This is a genomic window from Flagellimonas maritima (genome assembly GCF_003269425.1).
GTDB classification, from domain to species: Bacteria; Bacteroidota; Bacteroidia; order Flavobacteriales; family Flavobacteriaceae; genus Flagellimonas; species Flagellimonas maritima.
Map to the genome: position 1 here is coordinate 3015168 of NZ_CP030104.1, position 24478 is coordinate 3039645.

Consider the following 24478-nt stretch of genomic DNA (forward strand, 5'->3'; position numbering starts at 1 on the left):
AAAATCCAACAAAGAAAAAACAAAGACCATCAAAACCCCTATTATCATTGCGGATGTGGTGACAGGGGTTAAACTCTTTGAGTTCAGCAATGACCTATATATATAATAAAACGTGAAACGGTACATTAATCATCAATCCTTTTATTGTGAACCAATATCGAGTTAGCAAAGAATGTATGGTTTTTCTCTACAAATTCAACATTGTACATATCCACATATTCACCTGTATCTCTCAACTCTTTTATAATAGCTCTCTTTAGTGTTCCATTATCGTAATAGAAAACCGTATCATTTGCTTCTAACTGTTTAACAGAAAATGACAACTCGGTTTCGGCCTCTTTCAAGTCAAAAACACACCAACCCTTATCAATCACCCAATATGGATGAGCAGGTGAAAAGTCATTTGTTGTCCCGTTTGAAAACGTAGCCACAATTTTTCGATATTTTTTAACATAATCGGGTATTTGTACAACAATATCCTTTTCGATAATCATCATATCTATATCAACGCTCATAATTTCATCCCCCACAACAATATCCTCTATATTCTTCTCGCTACCATCTGACATCAACACTTTAGTCCCCTTAACAAAACAAGAGCCTGGAAACATGGGTTTAATTCTTTTTTTATTACCATTTCTACCTGTAACAACATAACCTTCCTCGGCTTTTTTCACGGCATTTTGCATTATTCTTGTGTGAGCTTGACCCATACTGCTATTAGCATATAGCTTAACTCCTTCAACGCTTACTGCCATGGCAAACCCCGCAGGGCCTCCAAAAGTACCGATTACACCTAAACTTGTATTTTGTGTAAATGTAATACCATTTTCGACAGTTGGTGCTTTGTTCAAGTTATAAAGATTTACTGCAGTTTGTGTATAGAAAAATCCTTTACCTGCTATATCTAAACCTTTTCCAACCGCTCCCAACACTTGGGTATTGATTTTTGCTTGGTTCACCAAACTTCTAGATACGGACTGGTTTCCATAAAAATTTGTGTTCCATGATAAATTTTGACCACCATAATTAGCAATAAATCTATTGCTTTTTAATGCGTTTGTGTAACTGTCCAAGGGCATCAATAAATTACTGGTGCCAACACTTAAACTTAGAAGGTTATTCGCATCTCCAATGGTGTTGATTGTATCGCTCATTCCAGATTTATCAATACCTAAAACTGTTACACCGTCCAATTGGTTCGGGCCCGTGGTAACCCAATCGTCATCACAGCATCCGTCGGCAAAACCACCATCTGGGTCAATCATTGAGATAGGATTGTTCCCCATCCCTAGATATGGCGAACTATATTGTCCATAAGGATCCGTCGTCAACCACCTCCCAATCCTGCTGTCCCACAACCGCAGCTCAAAGGCATCCTTCCCGGTCTCGGGGTCCTTTTCCTGTCCCTGAAAGGCATACCTGTAGCCCTCGGCTCCCAGCAGGCTCTTGCCCGGCATTGGCATACCGAAGGGGTAATAGTCGGTGTATCCCTCCAAACTGGCATCGTTTCCATTTTTCATAAATACTGCTCGTACATTGCCCAAGTGGTCCGTAAGTTCATAAATATAGTTTTTAGCGTTGTTCGCTCCGTTGTAGGCAACGCCCACGCGTCCTGCACCATAAATGGGCTGTTCCGCCAGAACCAAATTGCCCCCTGCATCGCTGTACACCGCCATTGTCTGTCCCGCCACATCGCGTACATAGTAGGTGCTGCCCGTCAATATATTATTTTCATAGTTTTCCTTGCGCACCCTATGGTTCCTGTCGTTGTAAAAGAACTTTACCAGGGGTTCACCCTCTTTCTGCACTTCCGTTACCAGTCCGCTGGCATTATAAATATAGGCAATATCCTCAGATGTGTTGCGCACCAGCTGCCCTATGGTGTTGTACATGTAGTTTCCACTTTTTTGATCGCCCAGATCGTCCGCACCGTCCACGTCACCGGCATCGTCGTCCACCCAGCTTAGCCTGTTGGGCCGTTTTATGTCGTAATTGTAGGTAAGGTCGTCCATATGGGTCTTGCCCCCGTTGTTCCCCTTGTTCCGTAACAAGCTCAGTATGTTGCCGTTGGCGTCGTAGGTAATGTTCCCTAGATCATATGCATTGTCATTATCTGCACCGGGAGCAAAATCGGCCGCGGTGAGCCAGTTGTTTCGGTCATAGCTGTATACATATTGGCTTTCCTGTGAGCCGTTGACCTGGGTCTGCCACCGTATGCCCTTAATGTTGCCGTTAAATTGGTCGTTGCCTTGGGTAGCGGTAATAATGTTATTGTTTTCGGTACGTTGGTAATCGCCCAAATGATAGTCCAGCTGCATGCCAAAAAGGTCGTTGGCATCACCACCGGGATCCTGTGCGGGATCTAGCGAGGGGTGGTTGATGCTCTTGAGCTGCCCGGCAAGGTTGTACACATAGTCCAGCCCTTGCGCCCCATCGGCAATTTCTTTACGCACCAAGGTACCGGCATCGTTGTAAAGATACTCTGTGTGCAGTTCAAAAGTATTGTCGTCCACGGAGTTTTCCACCCGTACCAGTTGGCCCCGGTCGTTATAGGTATAGCGATGGACAAACCGGTCTTCTTGGCCCTTTTGGTAGATGACCTTTTGTACCTGCCCGGTAAGGGGTTCGTAAGCATAGTCGATAGTTTTTGGCCCGAGCCCTTCAATATCCTGTACCAGCCACTTTACCCTGCCATAGCCATCATAACTGTAATAGGTGGTGGATCGGTCATTGGCCGTCTTGGCCACGTTGCCCGCCAAAAAGGAGGGGTGCTGGTGGTCCGGGTCCAGGTTGACCAAAAAATTATTGTCCTCCGTATCCAAAAAGTCATAGCTTGTGGCCATGGTCTCTTTTTTAACGGCCTGTGGCAGGGAGCCATCAGGGTCCAAATTGGAGAAATTGACATTGACAAGCACCCCACTTTCCACAGGGCGGGCAAAATTGTCGTAATCGGTATAGGATACTTCGTCCGCCAATGCCTGTTCGCTGTTCTGCGAATAGCGTATCTGGCCATCGTTGCGGTATTTGAACTCGGCGGTGCCCTCATCCGGGCTGGTGGTACGTAAAAGCTGCCCCAAGGTGTTGTACTCGTAGGTGGTGACCAGTCTGTCCCCGTTTGCATCTTCAATGGGCTGGTAAGATGCCACCAACCTGTTTGCTTTATCGTATTTGTTGAGACTATAATCGTAATAATTGACAAAGTACCTTACAAAAATGGTGTTTGGCTCATAGTTTTCCGGTTCATCCACGGCCACCCTGTAAAAACCCGGGGGGAGGTTGCCCATGGGGGTCTGTTCCAACGCATCGGTAATCAGGTTGTAAACTGTGATTCCACTATCGTCACTGACCCATATTCCCATATCCACTCCTTGGGGAATATGAATGTCCACATAGCCTTGGGCTCCTATAGGGATCATGTGTTCGGAGACCTCTCCGTTATCGCCGGACCTTGCCGCTGCCAACAGCTTTCCGTCGGTGTCCAGAAAGACTACGCTCTCGTTCCCGTGTACATCGCGTGTAACGGTCTTTAGGGTGTTTAGTTTCGTATAGTCCGTGTCCCCTTTGGCTTGGGCTTCCCCAAAGGCCGTTTCCATGGAAAGTTCATCGGAGGCGGGCATGGTAAAGCTATAGGCTTGGGCCCATCCATCCTCCGGTGTTATGTTGTTATCTTTATTGGTGTCCACTTTATTGCCACCGACAAGGGCACGGGCGGTACCGGGATTGAGTTCGCTGAAAACGGTGCGTGAAAAAGGGTAGGGGGTAACGTCTTGATATTGGTGCGAGGTGGCCCCACTATAATATTGTGCCAGTGGCCCGTCGCCGTTCACGGCACTGGGATCAAATAGGTCTATATCAAAGTCTGCCGTATTGTATTCCCCACCTTGGTCATCCGTAATTATGGAGGGATGGTACTGAAACTGAAGCTGTCCGGGCAAGGGTGCGGACAGGGTGGACAGGGCCGCCCTTCCTTGGTAGTCATAGAGGGTCACTTGGCCCCAGATGGCATTGGTGACCACATCCCAACTCTGTGTCTGTACGTGCTTGCCCAGATCGTTATAATATCTTCTTGTGTTTCCCCTAAGATTGGTTTCCATATCATAATCCCAAACGGTGATGATGTTCCAATTTTCCTCTTCCGGTTGTTCCGGCTGTTCTGGCTGTTCCGGTTGATTTGGATCTTCATCCACGGTCAAGTCAATATTGTGTCTTATAAGGACGAGGTCGTCTATGATGTCGCTGGTCATAACGCAATGGTAGGTACCGGCATCTTGTAGGCTTGAGTTGGCGATTTCGTAGTCTGGGGAATCCGGTGCGCCGTTAATGGGTTGCCCATCCTTGAACCATTGGTAATGGTTTTGTGTGCCGGATATGGAGGTGGTCAAAGTAATGTCTTCCCCTTCCACAATTTGTAGTGCCTCGGGCTGATCGGTTTTTTGCTGGGGGTCGTAACTTAATGAATTTCCATTGAAGTTCTGATAAGTGTATTCCAAGTTGCCAAAATCGAATTTATTGTTTTCGGTCGAGAAAAATGAGATGGGAATCTGGTCGATTATTTCTGGGGGAATGTTACCGCTTAAATTATTATTATTAAGGATAAGAGTTGTGAGGATATTTAGGTTTCCCAGTTCTGGAGGAATTGCACCTTTTAAATTATTATTATCAAGGATAAGAGTTGTGAGGATATTTAGGTTTCCCAGTTCTGGAGGAATTGCACCTTCCAATGCATTGTGGCGTAAAGAAACATATTTCAGGTTCGATAAGTTACCAAGTTCCGGTGGAATGGTCCCGCTTAGTTCATTGGATTGAAAACTAAGACTTGCCAAATTGGAAAGATTGCCCAATTCCATAGGGATGTTTCCACTTAGCGAATTATTATGAAGTGAAAGTCTTTCTAAGTTAATAAGATTACCCAGTTCAGGGGGAATGGGTCCACTAAGCATATTGGAATTGATATCCAACTGTTCCAAGTTGGAAAGATTTCCAAGCTCTGCAGGTATAGGCCCATCGATTAGATTATCCTGAAGATTAAGATATACTAGTGTTGACAAGTTTCCCAGTTCCGGGGGTATCGGACCCTCAATTTTATTGTTGGAAACGTCGAAAATAACAACCGAAAGATTGCTCAGTTCGGAAGGTATGTGTCCGCTAAGCTTATTGTTATAGAACGAAAGAGAAAACAAATTCGATAATTGACTGAGTTCTGAAGGAATTGACCCTTCAAGAAGATTATTGACCAATGAGAGTTGGGAGAGGTTCGTTAGGTTTGCCAGCTCCGGTGGGATGTTGCCCGATAAATTGTTTCCTCCGAGCTTCAGGTCCACCAAGTCTTGGAGGTTTCCCAATTCAGGAGGTATTGTCCCATCAAATTCATTGGTCTGCAGGGTAAGTGTCACCAAATTCGTCAAATTTTCCAGCCCTGGGGGAATAGGACCGCTAAGCATGTTGTTTTGTAGACTAAGATATAATAGGTTGGAAAGATTGTTCAGCAGTTCTGCGGGAATGGAACCGTTAAGCTTGTTGGAGGCAAGGCTGAGTGTGGTAAGGCTTTCCAGATTGCCCAACTCTGGAGGAATGGGACCTGTAAGGTCGTTACTGGTGAGCCTAAGTTTGCTTAAAGCTAAAAGATTGCCCAGTTCTGGAGGAATGGGACCGCTCAAATTATTCCAAAAAAGATATAGAAATTCTAATTCTGATAAATTCCCAATTTCGCTGGGAATGCTTCCAGAGAGTTCGTTTAATGATAGATTGAGCAGTGTAAGATGAACCAAGTCTCCAATACTGGGAGGAATAATTCCCTCTAGCTCATTGAATTCCAGATCAAGTTCCGTTACATGGCCATTTTGTACGGTGACCCCGTACCAATCGTTGGTAACGATATCATTAAAATCCCATTCGTCTCCTATAAAATTATCCGTTTCCGTGGCCCAATTGGGGCCGTTTGTGGCATTATAGAGGTCCTGCAGCGCCTGTTTTTCTGCTGGCGTCACCTGGGCCTTTGCCAGCAGAATACCTGCCAATAGGATAGTAGTTAAAACTAATTTAAGTCTCATAATGTGTTTGTTTGGGTATATATTTTTGTTTTAACTTTTTATAGTTGGTTTTCATCATCACCGCCACCGCCACCGCCGCATCCAGTACGTTTGTGGTTGCCTTGGGCTTGAGCGGTTAGTTGTGTGACCAAATCCTTTACAATACACCAATAAACCGCTCTTTTGGTACAATTTGTATTAATGTTCCTTGAGTCCAAGACCGACCAATTAGGATCGTAGTTAGGTTCTAAGGCTCCAGGGCACCCAGCATCACCATCGTTACAGTACTTTACGGACCATTTGTATTCATATTGGCCGCTACCTCCATTGGCACTGGCAATGACTTTGGCCTGTTCGGAACTGGGGTCGTCAATTCCAAGAGTTAAAGAAAGCGGGTCATTTTCCTCTTCTGGGGGGGCAAGCTCGCCCTTATACGTATAGGCGTACTCCCGTACTTTTTTAAAGCCACCGGCAAGAATTTGATCTATGTTTTCTATCTCACTGTAAATGCGCAACAATCTTCCAGCCTCGTCATATTCATATTTAGTGGCCAAGTTGTTGGGCCCTAGAATGTCCGTAAGTTCATCCCACTGGTTGTAAACATAGGAGGTCATTGAAGCTTCGATGGGGTGGATCCTAAAATCGTCCACGATTACATTGCCACCGTTTGTGGTTACATTAACTTGGGCACCGGAAGTGACTTCCTTGTAAAAATTTAACAGCACCCAATTACCGGCCTGCACTTCCTCTAATGGGTTGTGTGCTATAATATTGCCCCCTACGTTAACCCGTACATCTGTATGGTTGCCGTTTTTGGCCCATACGGATATTTTATATGGTTTTGGTGATTCGCCATGGTTAACGGTAACTTTATATCCCGTTTGCCCATTGGAAACTGACAGGGCATGGTCTCCTGTGTGGGCGTCATCGACGATTGTCGCAGTACCTTTATCGACGCCGCCTCCAAAATTGCCCTGGCCGTCATGATCTTCGGCTCCGGAATAAAAAGCAGCGTCATAACTTGCATTGGATACTGCAATAGTTTTACTGTTTTTGTAGCCCATTTTTGTTGATGCCAGGTTGCCGTTGATATCCTTAATTTCCAGTGGGTTTGAAAACTGGTCGTATTGGGTGACTTCGGAGAGCTGTTTCCATTGACTGGGCTGTACAATTTCTGGATCGGACCAATCAAAGCCATCATCCTCACCTGTGTAATTGGTAAAGTAACCCTCGGTACTGGTCTCCCCATCCCATGTAAAGGTTTTATGCTTGCGCCATACATCAAAGTACTGGGTCAGTTCAACCTCGTTGGGAAACTCTCCTACAAACGTGCTAACTTCATACGTTTCTGGATTCCATGTGGTGATATTCGCAGCGATTTTTTCCCAGCTATTGTTTCCATTTTCAATTTCGGTCACGCTCATTACTTGTTGGGTAAGCATGTTTTTGTTGGTGGGGTTGTCCACTTTGCTGCCCATGGCCGGGTATTTGGTGTAGGCGGGCAATTTAGTTGTTCTCATTTGGGTACCATCGGATCTTTTGGTTTCGGTCGTTTTAAAAGCTCCAGTATTGGGGTCGGCATCAAAGTATTCCTCTATAGTTTCAAATCCGTTACTAACAGTGTGTACAGATTTTAACACACTAGAGAGCTCTTCTTTTGAAGAAATGGATATTAACCTTTTTTTCACTATTGTTTGGTCATTTTGAAAAGGAATTTCAATTTTTAAATATACTGACTTCATAGTCTGAAAGGATTCCCTCACCGACCCCCGACCGTCAATCAATTTAGCATCTTCTCCACTTACATAATTATTGGTAGTCTTTGATATGAGCTGTTCAAAACGATTGTATTGGCTTACAGATTTGAACTGTCCGATATGGGAGGTGTTTATCTTTAAATCTATTATTTTCGCGTAAGCTTTGATATTGGATATCCATTCTTCACCAAATCCTTTATCAAATACCTGAGAATTAAAAATGGGCATATCATCCCTATCTTTCATCTCAAGCTCTGGATTAAATATGTCAAATAGGGGCTGTAATGTAAAAAACTCGTATTGAGTCTTTCCTATAGAGTTACCATTTACATTAAAGGGTTCCATGGTCACATGTTCGTACATAACACCGGGACTTGGCAACTCGGGCTGGTATGGTACAAATTTAAGTCCTCGCTCTGGTGCAAAAGAGGTAATGCCCGATGACATATAGTTATCATGCTCTGGGTCATTGTTGGTACCGGGTTTGTTGTAGTAGTAGGCTGTTTTGTATTCATTGCCCATATCATCTTCTAGCACAATATTTTTGACACGTAGTCCACCTCCTGTAAGGTCACGATCTACCTTGTTGGCGAGAAGTTTATAGCTCATAACGTGACGATTGGCGCCATCTCCAACACTATATAGATAAACGCCTCTAGGTTTCACCTCATAAATATTACTCCCTACGCCATCTTTTTTAGCAAAATAATTTATGGGACTAATTCCATCCCATGATTTCTTGACTACGGCTTGTTCATCACACTGTGTGCCAAAAGGATCAGGAGGAGGGCAGACTATCAATGGATTAAAAGGGTCTCTGTATACCTTTAAAACCAAAAAGTCATCGGAAACTTGATCGACAGTAACTTCGTAGTCATATTTGCTTGGTAAATCTACTCCTCCCAAATCATCTTCAGAAAAAAGACCATTATCATAAGTTCTTACCAACCAAAGATCAAAAAAGGCTTTTTCACCAATTGAAAAATAATTATTGAAATTGGTTATAAGATCTTCTCTAAGATCATCCATATTTTTTATATGGAAATACATATAGCTGTTCGGGATATTATTTCCGTCCGTCGTTACGGCAATCTGCAAATTATCCTGCCAAAATTTTCGGGAAAAAGCCTCTATATAATAGTCATCTTCCTCATGTTCTATATTTATGGCACTACCTAATGGGGTCTTGATTTGGGTAAGACTCCAGTTATCAGGGCCATAAAGTTTGTGGTTGGATGAGTTGTTCAAATTGGCCACATACTTTTCATCGATAAAGCCCCAAGGATCTTTGGCATAATCCACGACAAGCTGGTCCTCGACTTTATGGCGTGGAGGCAGATTGGGATAATCCATCTCATTTTTATATGAGAAAGTGTATGGGGGCATGTATTCTGTATTGTTCTTGCCTCTAAATTGTATACTGTTCAAAGTGAGTCTTCCTGAGCGTATATTATTGGTACAATACACAGAACTTGGAGATTCCTGTGCCAAATCATAATTATGCTGCAATTGGATAACCCTTACCGCTTTTTGATAGTCGAACGTTTCAAAGTCCAGTACATCGTAAATATTATCTTCATTCGATACCTGATAATTGGCAGCCCCAAATTGGGGTGTAAAACTACCACCGTTATAAGGGTCGGCAACTGCAAGTTTGGAATACCCCGGTAGACATCCTCCTTCACTCAAATTTGAGTTGCCTACACGTACTTTATTAAAGTTATCACTTCCTGAATTTACCACTACTATATGGTCCAATCGTAGCTGATACGCTCTTGGGTAATTGATATCCTCTGCAACAGGCACATTTCCTCCATCGACTACATTTTTAACTGGGGGTCCATTGAACTTAAAATTATATGCAGAGGTAGTTTCCAGGTCTTTGCCATTGTTGCCCCCGTAAGCGCCAGTAGCATCATAACGAACATCCTTGACAAAATAGGCGGTTTTTGTCCGAGTCACGATTTTGTCCAAATAATAAATTTGTTTACGACCCAATTGATAGTTACCAAAATCTTTTTCTCCAATATCACCTACCGTATTGGTGTTGAAATTATTACCCTGATAAGGCGAGCGCCAAACGAACCCATCGGTCCATTGTCCGTGATCTAATCTTACCCAATAGCCATAATCGTCCATATCAGGTTTATTATTACCATTTTTATCGATAAAGTCCGGACCTGTTACTGCGGTCAATAACCAATGAGTCGCAAACGGGGTGAACTGGCGTTTTTCACTAACATGATTCTCTGAATTGTCTTTAAGTATAGTCCTTTCAATACGCTCGTAGTGGTAGACTGGCAAAGAGTAATGGTATGTTTTCCCATCTGGTGCTGTTATTTTATATGCCCCGATACCATTTGGGTCAAAATTACCGTAGGTATATCTGCTAAATGTCTCTGGATACAAAATATTCGATGATTCATTCTCATAAAGTTGTTGATTGGTAAATACTTCTACGTAATTTCCCGAACGTTGCCTTTCTTCAATCTTGTTTTTATAAGAAGAGTTTTCGTCGTTTTGTGATCCAAGCAGATTCCCAAAATTGTTGAAATTATTATTTACAAATGACAATAATTTGTTTCTGATGCCAAAATCCTCTGTAAATTGACCATTGAAATAAAATTTGATGTCCTCGGAGTTGCCCAAGGTGGACGTTCCAAAAGTTTTTGAAGTTGTATTTCCATTGGCATTATGGTAATAGACACTCATTTTATACTCACTATTACTAGGGTCGGTACCATAATAACCCATACCCATTAAGGTTGCATTTTGAAAATATTTAGGCTGTACCATTCCCGAAATGCCTGGGGCATTTACTTCATAAGAATCATAGCTTGCATATGAGAAATTCACTTTTTCCCTGTTTCCTTTATAATCCGCAACAAATTCATCTTGGAATACTGGAATAGCCTCTTCATAGGCATCACCATAATAATACCTATGTTGTAAATCTTCAAAAGTATCGTCTGGGTTATCAGGAGTATTTTCTATGGCGTCAGAAGTATAAAGGATACCAAATCCAGTTCTTGGATATGCTTTATCCAGTTTGTAGGTAACTTTTCTATAACCAAACCCAAAATGAAATAGTTTTAGACTTATTGGGATATAGAAACCCTTACTGCTGATATCAAAGTCCCCAGCAGAAAAATTGGACATGGATAAGTTGCCCGAAGCACCAGCCTGTCCTTTATCAGTAGCTTGATTATTGCTGAATCCAGCACCTATTGAAAAAGAATTCGATCCAAAATTATATCCCATAGTTGTAAAGGCCCCTGAACTTGATTTTGCTCTTACTCCAACCCCAAAGCTCACTCCACTCTCGTTTACGTTTCCAGAAATGGACATAGAGCCACCATAATTGGAACCATCTTTCCCCAGTCCTACACCTACACTATAATTGCCGTCAGTGCCTATATTTGCCGATGCGATACCAAAATTGGCATACACAGAACCGCTTAAACTTTTATTGGAACCCCAAGAAAGCCCTACCCCGACCCCAGCAGCTTCTGAAAACCCAACACCTACGTTTATTGCATAAGATTCTTGGCTATCCTCATAGAAAATAAAATCCAAGGAATTTCCATCTTTCCAATCATCAGGTGTTCCGCTTACGGCACGGTTGATTGCCCCAGTATTCAAGTTCCATCCCAATCCTACCCAACTGGATTCCATGTCCAATGGAATTCCTGCATGATAGGACATGGTCACAGGGAATCCGTCCAAATCCAACAACGGCAGCACATAACTAAAATCCCCAGTGGCCAAGTTCACCATATCGGTGGCGTCCACGGGTTCAAAACTTGCCGCTTCGGGGGCATTGGGTCCATTGTTGGAGGCATACAGCAGGTTGATCGGCAACAGTGTCATTAAAAAATTCAATGTCAGGAATACGGCAATGACCCTGTGGGCTGGTTTATTGGTTTTCATTTTCATTCTGGAATGATTTTGGCTTATTCGCATTTGGAATTATAGTAGGTTATGATTTCTTTTAAATGTTTCTTTTTGAGTTCCCGGTTCTTTATTTTGGCTACGAGATTGGGGCAATCCGCAAAGTATTCGGATGCGGCATTTTTAAAATTTCCGGAAAGCCAATTGGTGGATGCCAAATAGGTAACTTCATCCTCATCAGGTTTTCTTACGTAGGAATTGGTCACATTGTAAAATCCCCCTACGGTCATGGGCATGTTTCCGCCCGGCATAAAAGCTGGTGCCCCGTATCCTTGTGAAATTTTACGGTAATAGATTAGATTTTTTCCGATATCCACTATTTTCAAGACTTTTGGTTTTTCTTCATCCTTGACTTTTGCTTGAATATAAAGTTTGGGTTCAAAATCATCGTAAATTTTCAAGGTATCCACTTTATCAAAGGTGTAGAATTCTTTATCGGCCTTCTTTTGCTTTCTGAACTTGATCTTGTCCAAGCTTTTTAGAACGGCATAGCCCTCCAATTTGGCGCCGTTTTTTAATATAAGTTCTGCCCTATCTTTCTGGGCATTTGCCATTGGAACGTAAATTATCAGTGTAAAGAGCAAGGGTATTGTAAACTTCATATTTAAAACTTCAACTGGGGTTGGTATTCAATTTTTTTGGTATCTATTTTAAAAGACACTTCGCCCGTGCCAAACCCAAGGTCCCTAATGGTAAAAAGGATATAGTCCTGTTGCATTGCCTTGGGATTTCTTTCATAGACCAACAGCATATTTGTGCGGTTCCCCATACCGTACGTTCTTGGGAACACATAATCCAATAGAGGCAGCGTATCCCGTTGTTGACCGATAAGATTTACTTTTTCCGCCATGCCAAAGGCCAATTGGTTGACCATAGCACCGAACTCGGCACGGCTTCCCAGATTGTGGCTTAACAGTTCCTTTCCATTGGCACTCATGCCCAAGTTGAAATAAAGATAGTCCGCATACTTTTTTCTGAATTCAGCTACATTATCCGTTTGGGGTCCGTCCTCCGTGGATTGCAAAACCATTAAATCTGTGGGCCTGTAGGTCAGCGAATAATCGATTCCATTAATGGACTTTTGAAAATGATAACCGTTATCAGTGTCCTTGAGGTAAACCAACAGCGCTTCCTTGGAATCAAATGACTTTGATCTACAGGAGGACACCATCGATACCAAGAGTATGAAAATCAGAACCTTTAGGGATTTATTTACCATTGTATTGCTCGTTCAGACCCTTTAAAACCTTTTCAGTCAAATTAGTTTCTTCTTCAGCATACATGATATTGCCGCTGCCCTGCGCTCCAAAAATAATTCGGTGGCCGTGGTCGTTTCCATATTCTTTTACATAGGCATTGATATCGTTTACGACCGTTTGGGTCATTTTTTGATCTTCTTCCTGGATCTGTTTTTGAACTGCTTGTTGGTAGTTGTTAATCTGTTGCTGCTTGTTCTGTAGCAGTTCCTGTTTAAGGGCCAATTCCTTCTTCGTCATGGAGGATCGCTCTTTTTCATAGGTTTTCAGTTCATTTTGCCAGTCGACCATCAAACTGTCCACATTGGCTTTCATTATGTCAGTTTTTTTGGTAAAATTCTCTCGATCTACTTTGGTCCTATCATAACCTTCAAGGAGTCTGTTGACATCCACGTAGGCCAGGTCCGATTCAGAATGCGAAATAAAAAATGTGGATACACTTACTATAAGGGCCAAGATGGAAATGGGTGTTGCCAATTTACCCATGGAGTTGGCTGCGTTGCTTTTTGCTGTAGGTTTCTCTTTCATGGTTTTGTGTTTGGGAGTATGTATTTGATAGATTTTTTTTAAAAATTTATATTTTCTGTAGACGAACTTGCTTTTTCTTTTTTTTGATTTTAAAGTGATATTTCCGAGTATCGATTGTACAAGGAGTAATCTTAAATTGGTTATAGAAGGGTTTCCCTACCTTTGGGAATATTCGATTTCAGTTTGGATGAACCATACCTGAGCATTAGTGGACACCTGATACATCACCGTTTATTGAAAACGTTCAATTTTGAACGAACAATTCGGTATTTTTCGTTGAAATACGGTTTCCCAATATGGAAAAATAATTTGAAGAAAGAAGAGTACATAGCCCTGCGGTTAAGTTTGTAATTACCTTAAAATGATTTGGGGCTATGCTGAAATTCTAATTCTTAGTAAGAAATCCCGCCAAATATATAATTTTTTTTAACACGTAAATTTTTTTTTGGCAAGAACTGATACTCTTGTAAATAAATTTTCATTTTCAAAAAAAAAAATCAATCTTCGTTGCCAATTTTGATTTTTAACCCCAAATCTTTACTAATGTTAACCTATACTTATGCATTTTTTGCAAAAAAGGGTGCATGCCCTTAACCTTCAGGAAACCCTGATAGTCTTGGCCATCATCGGTATTTTACTATTGTTGGCCTTGCCGAACCTTATGCCCTTGATATCCAAGGCAAAGAGCATTGAGGCGCAGACCCAGCTCAAAGCTATTTACAATTCCCAGACAACACATCGGTATATGTACAGTAAGTTCACCCAGGATATCGGTGAGCTTGACTTTGTTCCCCCTAGGACCGTAAAGGAAAATGGTACGGCAAACTATAGGTACGAGATATTGGCGGCTACTGATGCTACGTTCAAGGCCAGGGCCGAAGCGGTTACAGATTTTGATGGAGATGGTATCTTAAACGTATGGGAAATAGACGAGAACGGCAACCCAAAACAGATAATCAAAGACTAGTGTTTATACTTCAACTGCTCACCATGATGGGCTGCGGTATTGTGGCAGTTCAAGACTTTAAGGATAGAGAGGTTATATGGATATGCTTCCCAATTATCGGTGTATTGTTGGCTTGCCTGCATGCACACCGATTGGGATTTGACCACTTTGTTTTCTTCGCATTGAACAACATTGTATTGGTCAGTTGTGTATTGGCACTGCTCTGGACCATTACCAAGTTTGTCTTTAAAAAAGAGTTTTTGAATGTTAGCTTTGGTTTGGGCGATATGCTCTTTATATATGCCTTCGCCCTGGGTTTTCCAACGGTAACCTTCATTATTCTCTTTGTGGGTTCCATTCTTTTTTCTCTGTTGGCCTTCATCATACTAAAAATGTTCACTCAGGCAAAAACGGTTCCCTTGGCAGGGTTTATGGGAATTTTTCTGATTAGCGTACTGCTTCTGGCATTTTTGCCAAACACTCCTTCGCTCTATTCAATCTAAATGCAGAACAATTCCTATAAAATAGCGCCACATCTACAACAGCGTATTTCTGCTGATCAAGCCTTTCACTATAGAATCGTGCCGGTGGGTATCGAGGGGGATACACTTCGGCTTAAGACCGATAGTGAATCCTTACAGGAACTTTTGACCGAGCTTAACATTGTTCTGAATTCCCATGTTTTGTTAGAGCAATGCCAAACGGGAGAAATGCAGCAATATTTGACCGCAAACTACAGGCAACATGCAAAGACGGAAATATCCCAACTAGGATATTCGAAGGATTTTTTGAAAAGAATATTGCTTGAGGCCAAAGGTATAGGGAGCAGCGACATTCATTTTGAACCCTATGAGGACAGGTGTAGGGTTAGATTACGGATGGATGGCAAATTATTGGAATATTACACCATTCCTATTAAGGATTATCCTACCATGGTCAACAAAATAAAGATAAGGGCCAATCTGGACATTGCGGAGAAACGGTTGCCACAAGACGGGAGGATTAGTGTAAACTCCAATGGGCAAGATTTCGATATACGGGTTTCTTCATTACCAACATTACATGGTGAAAAATTGGTTTTGAGAATTTTGAGTCGGGATTCAGCAATTGTAGATCTGGAAGAACTTGGAATGACTTCCGAAGATTTAGTCCGATACAAGAATGGTATAAAGAAACCAAATGGCATCGTACTGATATCGGGGCCAACCGGTTCCGGTAAGACAACGACCTTGTACGCCACGCTAAAAATATTGAACGATGGCACTTCAAACATACTTACCATAGAGGATCCCATAGAGTACACTCTGGAAGGGATCAACCAAGTGCAATTGAAGGAGAACATCGGCCTTGATTTTGCCAGTTCGTTGCGTACTTTCTTAAGACAGGACCCAGATATTATTATGGTAGGCGAAATTAGGGACGTCAAAACTGCAAATATGGCCATCAGGGCCGCACTTACGGGTCATTTGGTGCTTTCCACCATACATACAAACTCGGCATGGGGTACTGTTTCCAGATTGATTGACATGGGGGTGCCAGCATTCTTGATCGCCAACACCCTTAATATGAGCATTGCCCAGCGTTTGGTTCGAAAACTGTGCAGTTGCTGTAAAAAGAAGATAAAAGTCAATAAAGATACTTTTCCGGCTGATTTTTCCGCTCCCAAAAATCTGAAGCACCATTTTGTTGCAAAAGGGTGCAATGATTGTTATCATACAGGATACAAAGGGCGAAAAGCCATTTACGAAATCCTTGCCATTGATAAGGATTTGGAGATATCTATAAAGGAAAACAAACTGCAAATAGATAGTTATTTAAATCATAATGATATCCCAACGCTAAAAACCAATGCGATTGATTTGGTTGAACATGGCATTACTTCCATTGAAGAGGTCTACTCCTTATTAAGTAGTCGATAAATGAAAAGATCTATAATTATAATATTTTTATTTCTCCATACTGTGATCTTCTCACAATATGATACTAATAGGATTCAGACTATAAAGAATAATCTGGATCTTTTGGCAGCTGATTATCCAGCCTATAACGAAACTTTAAAATTAGAGATAAATGTTTCAAAAGTGACACTGCCTGACTTATTGATTGCCGTTGCCAGAGTTCACAAATTAAACCTAAGTGTTTCCAACAATATCTCCAATATCAATATCGTCAACAATTTTACTGACGTCACTGTTTCAGATCTTCTTATTTTCCTCTGTAAGGAATATGACCTAACAATAGATTTTACTGGAAGTATTCTTTCCGTAAAGCGCTATCTGCCTCCCCCTCCAGAAGTGGTCGAAAAAAAGTTTTTAGTAAAATCGGACCCTTCCACGAATATGGTCAGCTTAGACGTTGATAATATTCCCCTTGAGCAGGTATTCCGGAAAATCATGGCAGTCTTCGGTAAGAACTTGTTATATGCCAACAATCTCAAAGAAAGGCCCTTGAACATTTTTCTGAATAATGTTTCCTTTGATACCGCTATGGAAAAAGTTGCTGAGCTTAATGGACTGGCCCATTCCAAGTCAAGGGACGGGTTTTATCTTTTTAGTGCTTTGGACGAATCAACGGGTAACTCTGGACCAAGACTATTTAAAAAAGGAATACATTATATGGTATTGGATACCGTAAATAAAATCCTTAACGTGGATTTCAATGATTCGCCTATTGTCGAGATTTTAGATGCTCTAAGTCAAGATTTGAAATTGGACGTTTATACCGCCACGCCCTTGGAAAATGCGGGCAAGGTAACTTTTAATGCAAAAAATATTCATTTTGACGATCTGCTGTCCTATATTTTCGAAAGCAAGCAAACTGAAAATATCGGCTTACCATTGGAAAGCGGTCAACGACGTGGCTACCTTAGTAACACTAGTGGCACTAATGAAATCCCAAACAGTGCCAATCCCACCTATTTTACATATAAAAAAGAAAACAATATTTACTTTTTTGGTACAGTAGACCAGTTGAGCCTACGGAAAGTTGAGATTGTTCAGATGATGCACCGATCCGTGGAATTGATGAGTGACCCCCAGTCTTATTCAGGAGGATATCGAAGTGCCGGAAGAACGAATACGGGGAACATAAATTATTTTGGGAATGGCCAAGGTTCTAATTTTCAGGGTGGATCCCAAAACCTTAATAATCAGAGAACGATAAATACAAGGAGCAACAATGGATTTGAAAATTTTCGGAACGGTGCTGAAGCTTTGGTCAACATTTTACCTGATGAAATCAAATCCAATCTCGACGTTAGGGTGGATTTTGAGCTCAATAGCTTCTTGGTAAGCGGTCCCGCAGCAAACATTGAACGTTTTAAAAATTTTATCAAAAAGATTGATAGACCTGTACCCGTAGTTTTAATCGAAGTGATGATTATTGAGGTGAAAAAATCATCTATTGTTGAAACAGGTATCAGTTGGGGCATTGGTGATGAATCTCTGGAAACCAAGGGTAAACTCTTTCCAGAAACAGACCTGACCCTTGGAGCCAAGACCGTGAACAAGGTCATTGGTGGTTTCGATGGATTTGGATCTTTCAATATTGGGAAGGTAGTACCTGATTTTTTCGCTACTATCAAAGCCTTGGAGGAAAATGGGAATATCAAGATTCGTTCTACTCCCAAACTATCTACACTCAATGGACATAGAGCTAACCTTTCCATAGGTGAAACTACATACTATGTGATAACCAATCAGAACTTTTTTGGGTCCCAGATACCTACAACTTCAGAAGTAAGGAATTATGCCCCGATCGATGCCGAGTTGGGAGTAAGTATAAAACCATTGGTTTCCGGTGATGGTCAAGTGACCCTTGAAATCAATGTGGTTCAATCGGATTTTAGTGGAGAGCGTATTGAAGAGGATGCTCCTCCAGGACTGACCTCAAGAGAGTTCAGTTCCATTATACGAATGCAAAACCAGGACTTGGCCATATTAGGGGGACTAGAGGAAAAGATAAAGAATGATTCTGGCAGTGGCGTTCCTCTTTTGGCCCGAATACCTGTTCTCAAGTGGCTTTTTAGTAAAAGGAAACGTGAGGATACCAAACAGAAACTCACGATATTGATCAAACCGACCGTTATCTATTAGACTTGGAAAATTGGATTAAGTATATCATTAAAGGCTTTTCATTTAAAGGTTTGGAAATCTTTGAGCTGGAAAATCATACTTTCTATTCCTTGACCGAGTTAAAGATGAAGAAGAATGAAATCCATGTAGTATCCGAAATGCTATTTGGGACTATCCAAGAGGTTGCACCACATATTAAAAAAACGGATATGCTTTCAATAGCAATAAACTCCTCGCAAATTCTAAAAAAATGGTCTTTACCCGATTCTAAATTAGATATAGAACAAAAGGTGATTCAAGCGTTCCCAAATTTGGATTTGCATAAATTTTATTTTGAAATTTTAGCTGTGGAAAATCTTGGGATGGTTTCCATAGGCAAAAGAGAATACGTAAATAATTTGTTGTCAGAATTGGAAACCCATAACATTGTACCGATGAGGATTTCTTTGGGCATTTCGGATATAGGAACAACTATACCCTACTTTCAGGCTTCCAATATTCAAGGTTCTAATTTTAGGATAAAGAAATTAGATGATAGTGGGTATGAATTTGAACCTGATAGTCCGTCTCAGCATTATAACATTGAAATAAATGGCCTGGACATGTCCAGTACAAGTCTATTATCGTTTTCCGCTTTTCTAGGATATTTTATAAGTTCAGAAAAAAAATCAAACGTTACTACGCTCAATAAAGAACTTGAGAATAATTTTTTAAACTATCATTTTTACAATCTTGGGTTTAAATGGGGATTGGGGATTGTTTTGGGAATCCTGTTCTTAAATTTTTTATGCTATACACATTATAAAGCTCAAGTAACATCTGCGGAATCGGTCTCAAGCTCAGAACAACAGATTTCTACACTAAGGAAGCTAGAAGACGAAGTTGCCTTAAAGGAAGAAAAGCTTAATATGATTTTAGGTACCAAAAGCTCAAGATCCACTTTTTATATGGATAGGATTGCCAATGAGCTTCCTGTTACTATCCAATTAGATCAAATGGAGTACCAGCCTTTAAAAAGACCTGTTCAAGAACATAAGTCAATTGAATTAAAACTAAACAGTATTATTGTTTCTGGATATTCCAACGACAAAACTCAATTTGCCCAATGGACGGATGCTTTGGAGCAGAAAGATTGGATAGCAAGAATTGAAATTCTTCACTATGGCTATGTATCAAAAACTTCTGATGAATTTACCGTAAAAATTGAAATCCATGAAGCTGAACAATAGGAACAGGGTACTTTTGGGAGGTTTTTTGGTGATGCTTTTTTTGAGTTATTTTTTAGCCGTTAAAGAAACCATGAAGCTTAGGGCCCAGCTCCTTTCTTTCAAAAGCAGACAAGAGGTATCGATGAATATCCCAGGACAGCTTCACAGACTTTCAAATAAGGAAAAGGATATTGATTTAAAGTTTAAGGAGTTGAACCTTGCTACTTCTTCTCGGCAGAATCATTTGATTAAATATCTAAATCGTATTTCTACGATAAACATGGTAAAAATCATTGAGTTTAGGTCGCCACATCTGTTTCGGCAAGAAAATTCAACAAACAAAACCCATATTTTCACCTTGGAAGGCTACTTTTTGGATATACTCAAAGTCGTATATGCTTTGGAAAAACAAGGGAGTTTTGGAGCGGTTTCACATATTTCCTTTGAAAAGAAAAAGGACCATCGAAGTGGAAAGAACTATTTGCAGGCACTTGTTTTTTTGGAGCATATTCAATAAAAGCTCTATTTCATCTGGAAAACCAATTCTTAAGGAATCATTATTTTAAACATCCAACATTGAACAAAATAGATGTGTTCTGTCAAGAAAAAAGAGTTCTAATAAGAGTTTATTCCTGCATCGTATGATACACGTTCTGAACATCGTCATCTTCCTCGATTTTTTCCAAGAGTTTTTCTACGTCGGCTGCCTGTTCTTCGGAAAGCTCTTTGGTAACTTGGGGAATACGTTCAAATCCGGACGAGAGAATTTCGATTTCCCTGGATTCCAGTTCTTTTTGGATATCACCGAAACTTTCAAAAGGAGCGTAAATCAGGATACCATCCTCGTCCACAAAAACTTCTTCGGCACCAAAATCTATCATCTCCAGTTCCAATTCTTCAGGGTCGATACCTTCGCCATCTATTCTGAAGTTGCAGGTATGGTCGAACATAAACTCTACGGACCCTGAGGTACCCAGACTACCGTTACATTTATTAAAATAGCTGCGAATATTGGCAACAGTCCTTGTGTTGTTATCGGTAGCTGTTTCTATGAGTATGGCAATGCCATGGGGCGCATAGCCTTCAAACAAAACCTCTTTATAATCCCCTTGATTTTTATCGGACGCTCTTTTGATGGCACGTTCAATATTGTCCTTGGGCATGTTGACGGACTTTGCATTTTGAATTACCGCACGTAGCCTTGAATTGGCATCTGGGTCTGGGCCACCTTCTTTAACGGCCATAACAATGTCTTTTCCAATTCTGGTAAATGCTTTGGACATTGCCGCCCAACGTTTCATTTTCCGTGCTTTTCTAAATTCAAATGCTCTTCCCATAGGTAATCGGTTATTAAAGTAAAAAGTGGCTAAAGTTAAAAAAGTTCAAGTTCAAGTATCAAGAACAAGCCTACAAAAGTTTAAATTAATGAGGGTATACAAAATTAAACTGTTGAACTTAGAACTTTCACTGCCGAACCGCTACTACGTAACGCTATTCAAAACAGTAACTTAATTTTCACTTATTTTTAATAATTTTCTCAATAGCGTCTGCCAATTCAAAATCCTTTTTTGTTATTCCGTCGGCATCATGGGTATTTAATTTTATGGTAAGATTGTTATATACGTTTTCCCAGTTGGGATGATGGTTTAAATCCTCGCATTCAAACGCAATTTGGGTCATTAGGGAAAAGGTTTCCTTAAAGTCGTTGAACTTGAACGATTTGTGTATGGTTTCACCATCAAATGCCCATCCCTCCAATTGTTTTAATGATTCGTTGATTTGTGTCTCGGTTAATTTTTCCATGGCCTGTGTTTTTTTATCAATAATGATCGAGTTAGAATGCTTGCTCCCGTAAAGTTAATCAACCGTAATGTGATGGTTAATAATATCTTGGGAGCTTATCCTTAAATTTTTTGGTAGCTTGTTGTCTTTCGGTAGTGCCGCTAAATACCTGTCCTCATTTGTAGTAAAGACTCGTTTGAGCACTGGGTGGTAATTTCCAATACGTTTGATGACTTCTTTGATGAATTCTTCGTGCTGAATTAGATCAATACTGCCCAAATGAAAAATTCCCGTCTTGTCCCTATTGATCAAATAATGGATTTGCTGGGTAAGCCTGTCGTCGTTGGTGACGTTGATGATCAGATTTGGAAAAACCTCGATAGGTTCATTGTTTTCAAGGCTGGATTTGATTTCCTTTATTCTGGGCGATGTGTTCCCAAAGACCATTGGAACTCTTAGAATCGCGGTTTTTTCCTTTGGCAAACGCATCATCATATTCTCTATTTTGATTTTCAACCTGCCATATACACTTTCCGATAGGGTCTTGTCGGACTCATAGGAAGGAAATTTACTGTAGGCATCAAAAACATTGGCCGATGATATAAAATAGAGTTTGCACTTATGTTGAATGAGATATTCCATCACATGTTGATGCGCCTGAACCTGTGCCCCAAAATTTCCACGTAAAGCAGAAATTATAAAATCTGGATTCACTTTGTCAAGGATTTGGAAAATATCGTCTTCTTCCAGATCGTATCGGTAAAATTGTTGATTATCAGAAAAAGACCTGTTCGAAAAATAGGTGCCGTAGGTATTAAAATAGGAGCATAGTTCTTTATAGATAACATTGCCTATAAAACCGCTAGCCCCAAGTATCAGTATCTTTTTTTTGTTCAAATATTAAAAAATTGACAAACCTGTTTCGGTCGTTAGTTTTTCCAAAGCCCACATGCCGAGCTTGGAATTTCCTTTATCGTTCAATCCTGGTGCCCATGTCGCGACACAAAATTTATTGGGTAGCAAGGCTACGATTCCTCCGCCAACACCACTTTTTCCCGGGAGGCCCACTTCAAAGGCGAACTCCCCCGCTTCGTCATAGAACCCACAAGTGAGCATAATGGCATTGATACGTTTTACTTGCGTTAATGTAAGATGGGTATTGTTCCTAAGACATTTGCCCCTGTTCATGAAAATGTAGAAAACCTTTACCAACTGTTCACAACACATACGCAACGAACAGGAGTAAAAGTAAAAATCCAGTACCGTTTCAACATCGTTTTCAAGATTTCCAAAAGATTTGATGAGATTGGCGGCGGCGTAATTTCTGTATCCTGTTCTTTTTTCTGATTTTGCAACTTTTTTATCGTATGTTATAGTTGGGTCGTTTGCTATATCTTGTACATATTTTAGAAATTCAGACTTTGGATTTTCAAGTCTTGAAACCAAAATATCACAAACCACTATCGCTCCTGCATTTATAAGTGGATTCCTTGGTATACCGTTCTCCATTTCCAGGAGTGATAAATGGTTGAACGGATCTCCCGAAGGCTCGACACCGACACGTTTCCACAACGCTTCTCCCACATGTGACATTGCCATGGACAAGGCCAATACTTTAGTAATACTTTGTATCGAAAATTGTTCTTTTGCATCACCCGTGCTGCATATGTTTCTTTCACTATCCAAAACGGCAATGCCAAATTTATCCGGGTCGATACCTGATAGTTCTGGAATGTAGTCGGCTACCTTACCCTTGACCGTTTGCTGTTTGGCCTTTTTGAGAATATTATTCAATATGGATTGAAAGTCTTGCATTTATACTTTGTAAAATGGCAATTTTACTATGGTGGCGGGCACTTGGTTTTTTCTTATCCTGATTTGAATCTTGGTATCGATTTTTGAATGTTCTATAGAAACGTACCCTAGACCGATACCTTTTGAAAGTGATGGCGACATCGTACCCGAAGTAACGTTCCCTATTTCGTTCCCCTCTTCATCTAGGATGGCATAACCGCTTCGGGGAATACCTTTTTCGGCAATCTGGAATGCTACCAACTTTCTTTTTGGGCCTTCTGCTTTTTGTTGCGCCAAGGCATCACTGTTCACGAAATCTTTAGTGAATTTGGTTACCCATCCCAGCCCAGCTTCTAAAGGAGATGTAGTATCATCAATATCATTTCCATAGAGGCAGTAGCCCATTTCCAAGCGTAGGGTGTCGCGGGCGGCCAGTCCTATTGGTTTGATTCCAAAATCGGCACCTGCTTCCAAAACGTTGTCCCAAACCTGTTTGACTTCCGAGTTTTTACAATAAATTTCAAAACCTCCTGAACCAGTATAGCCTGTTGCTGAAATGATAACATGGTCTATTCCTGCAAAATCACCTACGACAAAATTGTAGAACTTGATTTGTGAAAGGTCAATCGAAGACAATGATTGCATGGCTTCGACAGCTTTTGGGCCTTGTATTGCCAGTAAGGAATATTCATGGGAAAGGTCTCGCATTGTTGCTCCAATAGCTTCGTTATACTTTGCAATATGGTTCCAATCCTTTTCTATATTGGAAGCGTTTACGACCAAAAGATAGGTTTCCTCCTTTATTTTATAAACAATCAAATCATCAACGATTCCTCCTGTTTCGTTTGGCAAGCAACTATATTGTGCTTTTCCGACCACTAGTTTGGAGGCATCGTTGGACGAAACTTTCTGTATCAGTTGCAATGCTTTAGGCCCTTCAATTAAAAATTCGCCCATATGTGATACATCGAATACACCAACGGTCTTTCTTACGGTTTCATGTTCAATATTTACACCTTCATAAGAAACAGGCATGTTATAACCTGCAAAGGGAACCATTTTCGCACCTAAGGCTATATGTGTATCGGTTAAAGCAGTTGTATTCATTACTTCCATTTTATTTGGATAAATTTATTGAATTCACCCTAAGA

The 24478-nt window shown here is 40.8% G+C and carries 16 protein-coding genes; 6 read left to right on the top strand and 10 right to left on the bottom strand.

Annotated features, from left to right (window positions below):
• Positions 1-125 precede the first annotated feature (125 nt).
• The 5 genes from HME9304_RS13460 to HME9304_RS13480 are packed head-to-tail and all read right to left on the bottom strand — an operon-like array spanning position 126 to position 13524.
• Positions 126-6053 (bottom strand): RHS repeat-associated core domain-containing protein, encoded by a 5928-nt coding sequence (locus HME9304_RS13460; RefSeq protein ID WP_112379077.1) that lies wholly within the window; start codon positions 6051-6053, stop codon positions 126-128.
• A 38-nt stretch (positions 6054-6091) separates the two neighbouring features.
• Positions 6092-11725: a hypothetical protein gene (locus tag HME9304_RS13465; protein WP_123877503.1), complete on the bottom strand. Its 5634-nt coding sequence runs from the start codon at positions 11723-11725 to the stop codon at positions 6092-6094.
• A 17-nt stretch (positions 11726-11742) separates the two neighbouring features.
• The gene (locus HME9304_RS13470; protein ID WP_112379079.1) at positions 11743-12342 is read right to left on the bottom strand and encodes a hypothetical protein; all 600 of its coding nucleotides are present in this window, start codon (positions 12340-12342) and stop codon (positions 11743-11745) included.
• A 2-nt stretch (positions 12343-12344) separates the two neighbouring features.
• Entirely contained in the window at positions 12345-12959 is a 615-nt protein-coding gene (locus HME9304_RS13475; protein WP_112379080.1) for a hypothetical protein, read from the bottom strand.
• Positions 12949-13524, bottom strand: a complete 576-nt coding sequence (locus HME9304_RS13480) for an OmpH/Skp family outer membrane protein (protein ID WP_239023281.1) — start codon at positions 13522-13524, stop codon at positions 12949-12951. The genes HME9304_RS13475 and HME9304_RS13480 overlap by 11 nt, the downstream gene beginning before the upstream one ends.
• Positions 13525-14083: 559 nt before the next feature.
• Here HME9304_RS13480 and HME9304_RS13485 point away from each other — a divergent pair.
• Genes HME9304_RS13485 through HME9304_RS13510 form a run of 6 tightly spaced genes read left to right on the top strand, consistent with a single transcriptional unit; the run spans position 14084 to position 20268 of the window.
• Entirely contained in the window at positions 14084-14491 is a 408-nt protein-coding gene (locus tag HME9304_RS13485) for a general secretion pathway protein GspG (protein WP_112379081.1), read from the top strand.
• A complete protein-coding gene (locus HME9304_RS13490; protein WP_123877506.1) occupies positions 14443-14973 on the top strand; it encodes a hypothetical protein in 531 nt (176 codons plus the stop codon). Before HME9304_RS13485 ends, HME9304_RS13490 begins: the two co-directional genes overlap by 49 nt.
• Positions 14974-16389 carry a GspE/PulE family protein gene (locus tag HME9304_RS13495; RefSeq protein ID WP_112379083.1) on the top strand — a complete coding sequence of 472 codons (1416 nt, stop codon included), beginning with the start codon at positions 14974-14976 and terminating at the stop codon, positions 16387-16389.
• Positions 16390-18564, top strand: a complete 2175-nt coding sequence (locus HME9304_RS13500; RefSeq protein WP_112379084.1) for a type II secretion system protein GspD — start codon at positions 16390-16392, stop codon at positions 18562-18564.
• 2 nt (positions 18565-18566) lie between these two features.
• On the top strand, positions 18567-19772 hold the full coding sequence (locus HME9304_RS13505) for a hypothetical protein (protein ID WP_112379085.1): 1206 nt from the start codon (positions 18567-18569) through the stop codon (positions 19770-19772).
• The gene (locus tag HME9304_RS13510; RefSeq protein WP_112379086.1) at positions 19756-20268 is read left to right on the top strand and encodes a hypothetical protein; all 513 of its coding nucleotides are present in this window, start codon (positions 19756-19758) and stop codon (positions 20266-20268) included. Before HME9304_RS13505 ends, HME9304_RS13510 begins: the two co-directional genes overlap by 17 nt.
• Positions 20269-20377: 109 nt before the next feature.
• On the opposite strand, the gene HME9304_RS13515 is transcribed toward HME9304_RS13510, so the two are convergent.
• The 5 genes from HME9304_RS13515 to gcvT all read right to left on the bottom strand — a co-directional run bounded on the left by HME9304_RS13515 (position 20378) and on the right by gcvT (position 24434).
• Positions 20378-21088, bottom strand: coding sequence for a YebC/PmpR family DNA-binding transcriptional regulator (locus HME9304_RS13515; protein WP_112379087.1), 711 nt, complete (start codon positions 21086-21088; stop codon positions 20378-20380).
• Positions 21089-21266: 178 nt separating this feature from the next.
• Positions 21267-21554 carry a 4a-hydroxytetrahydrobiopterin dehydratase gene (locus tag HME9304_RS13520; protein WP_112379088.1) on the bottom strand — a complete coding sequence of 96 codons (288 nt, stop codon included), beginning with the start codon at positions 21552-21554 and terminating at the stop codon, positions 21267-21269.
• A 54-nt stretch (positions 21555-21608) separates the two neighbouring features.
• Positions 21609-22430 carry a sugar nucleotide-binding protein gene (locus HME9304_RS13525; RefSeq protein WP_112379089.1) on the bottom strand — a complete coding sequence of 274 codons (822 nt, stop codon included), beginning with the start codon at positions 22428-22430 and terminating at the stop codon, positions 21609-21611.
• 3 nt (positions 22431-22433) lie between these two features.
• Complete coding sequence (locus HME9304_RS13530; RefSeq protein ID WP_112379090.1) at positions 22434-23348, bottom strand: glutaminase; 915 nt, start codon at positions 23346-23348, stop codon at positions 22434-22436.
• A complete protein-coding gene (gene gcvT, locus HME9304_RS13535; RefSeq protein ID WP_112379833.1) occupies positions 23349-24434 on the bottom strand; it encodes a glycine cleavage system aminomethyltransferase GcvT in 1086 nt (361 codons plus the stop codon). It lies immediately after the preceding gene.
• Positions 24435-24478: the final 44 nt, after the last annotated feature.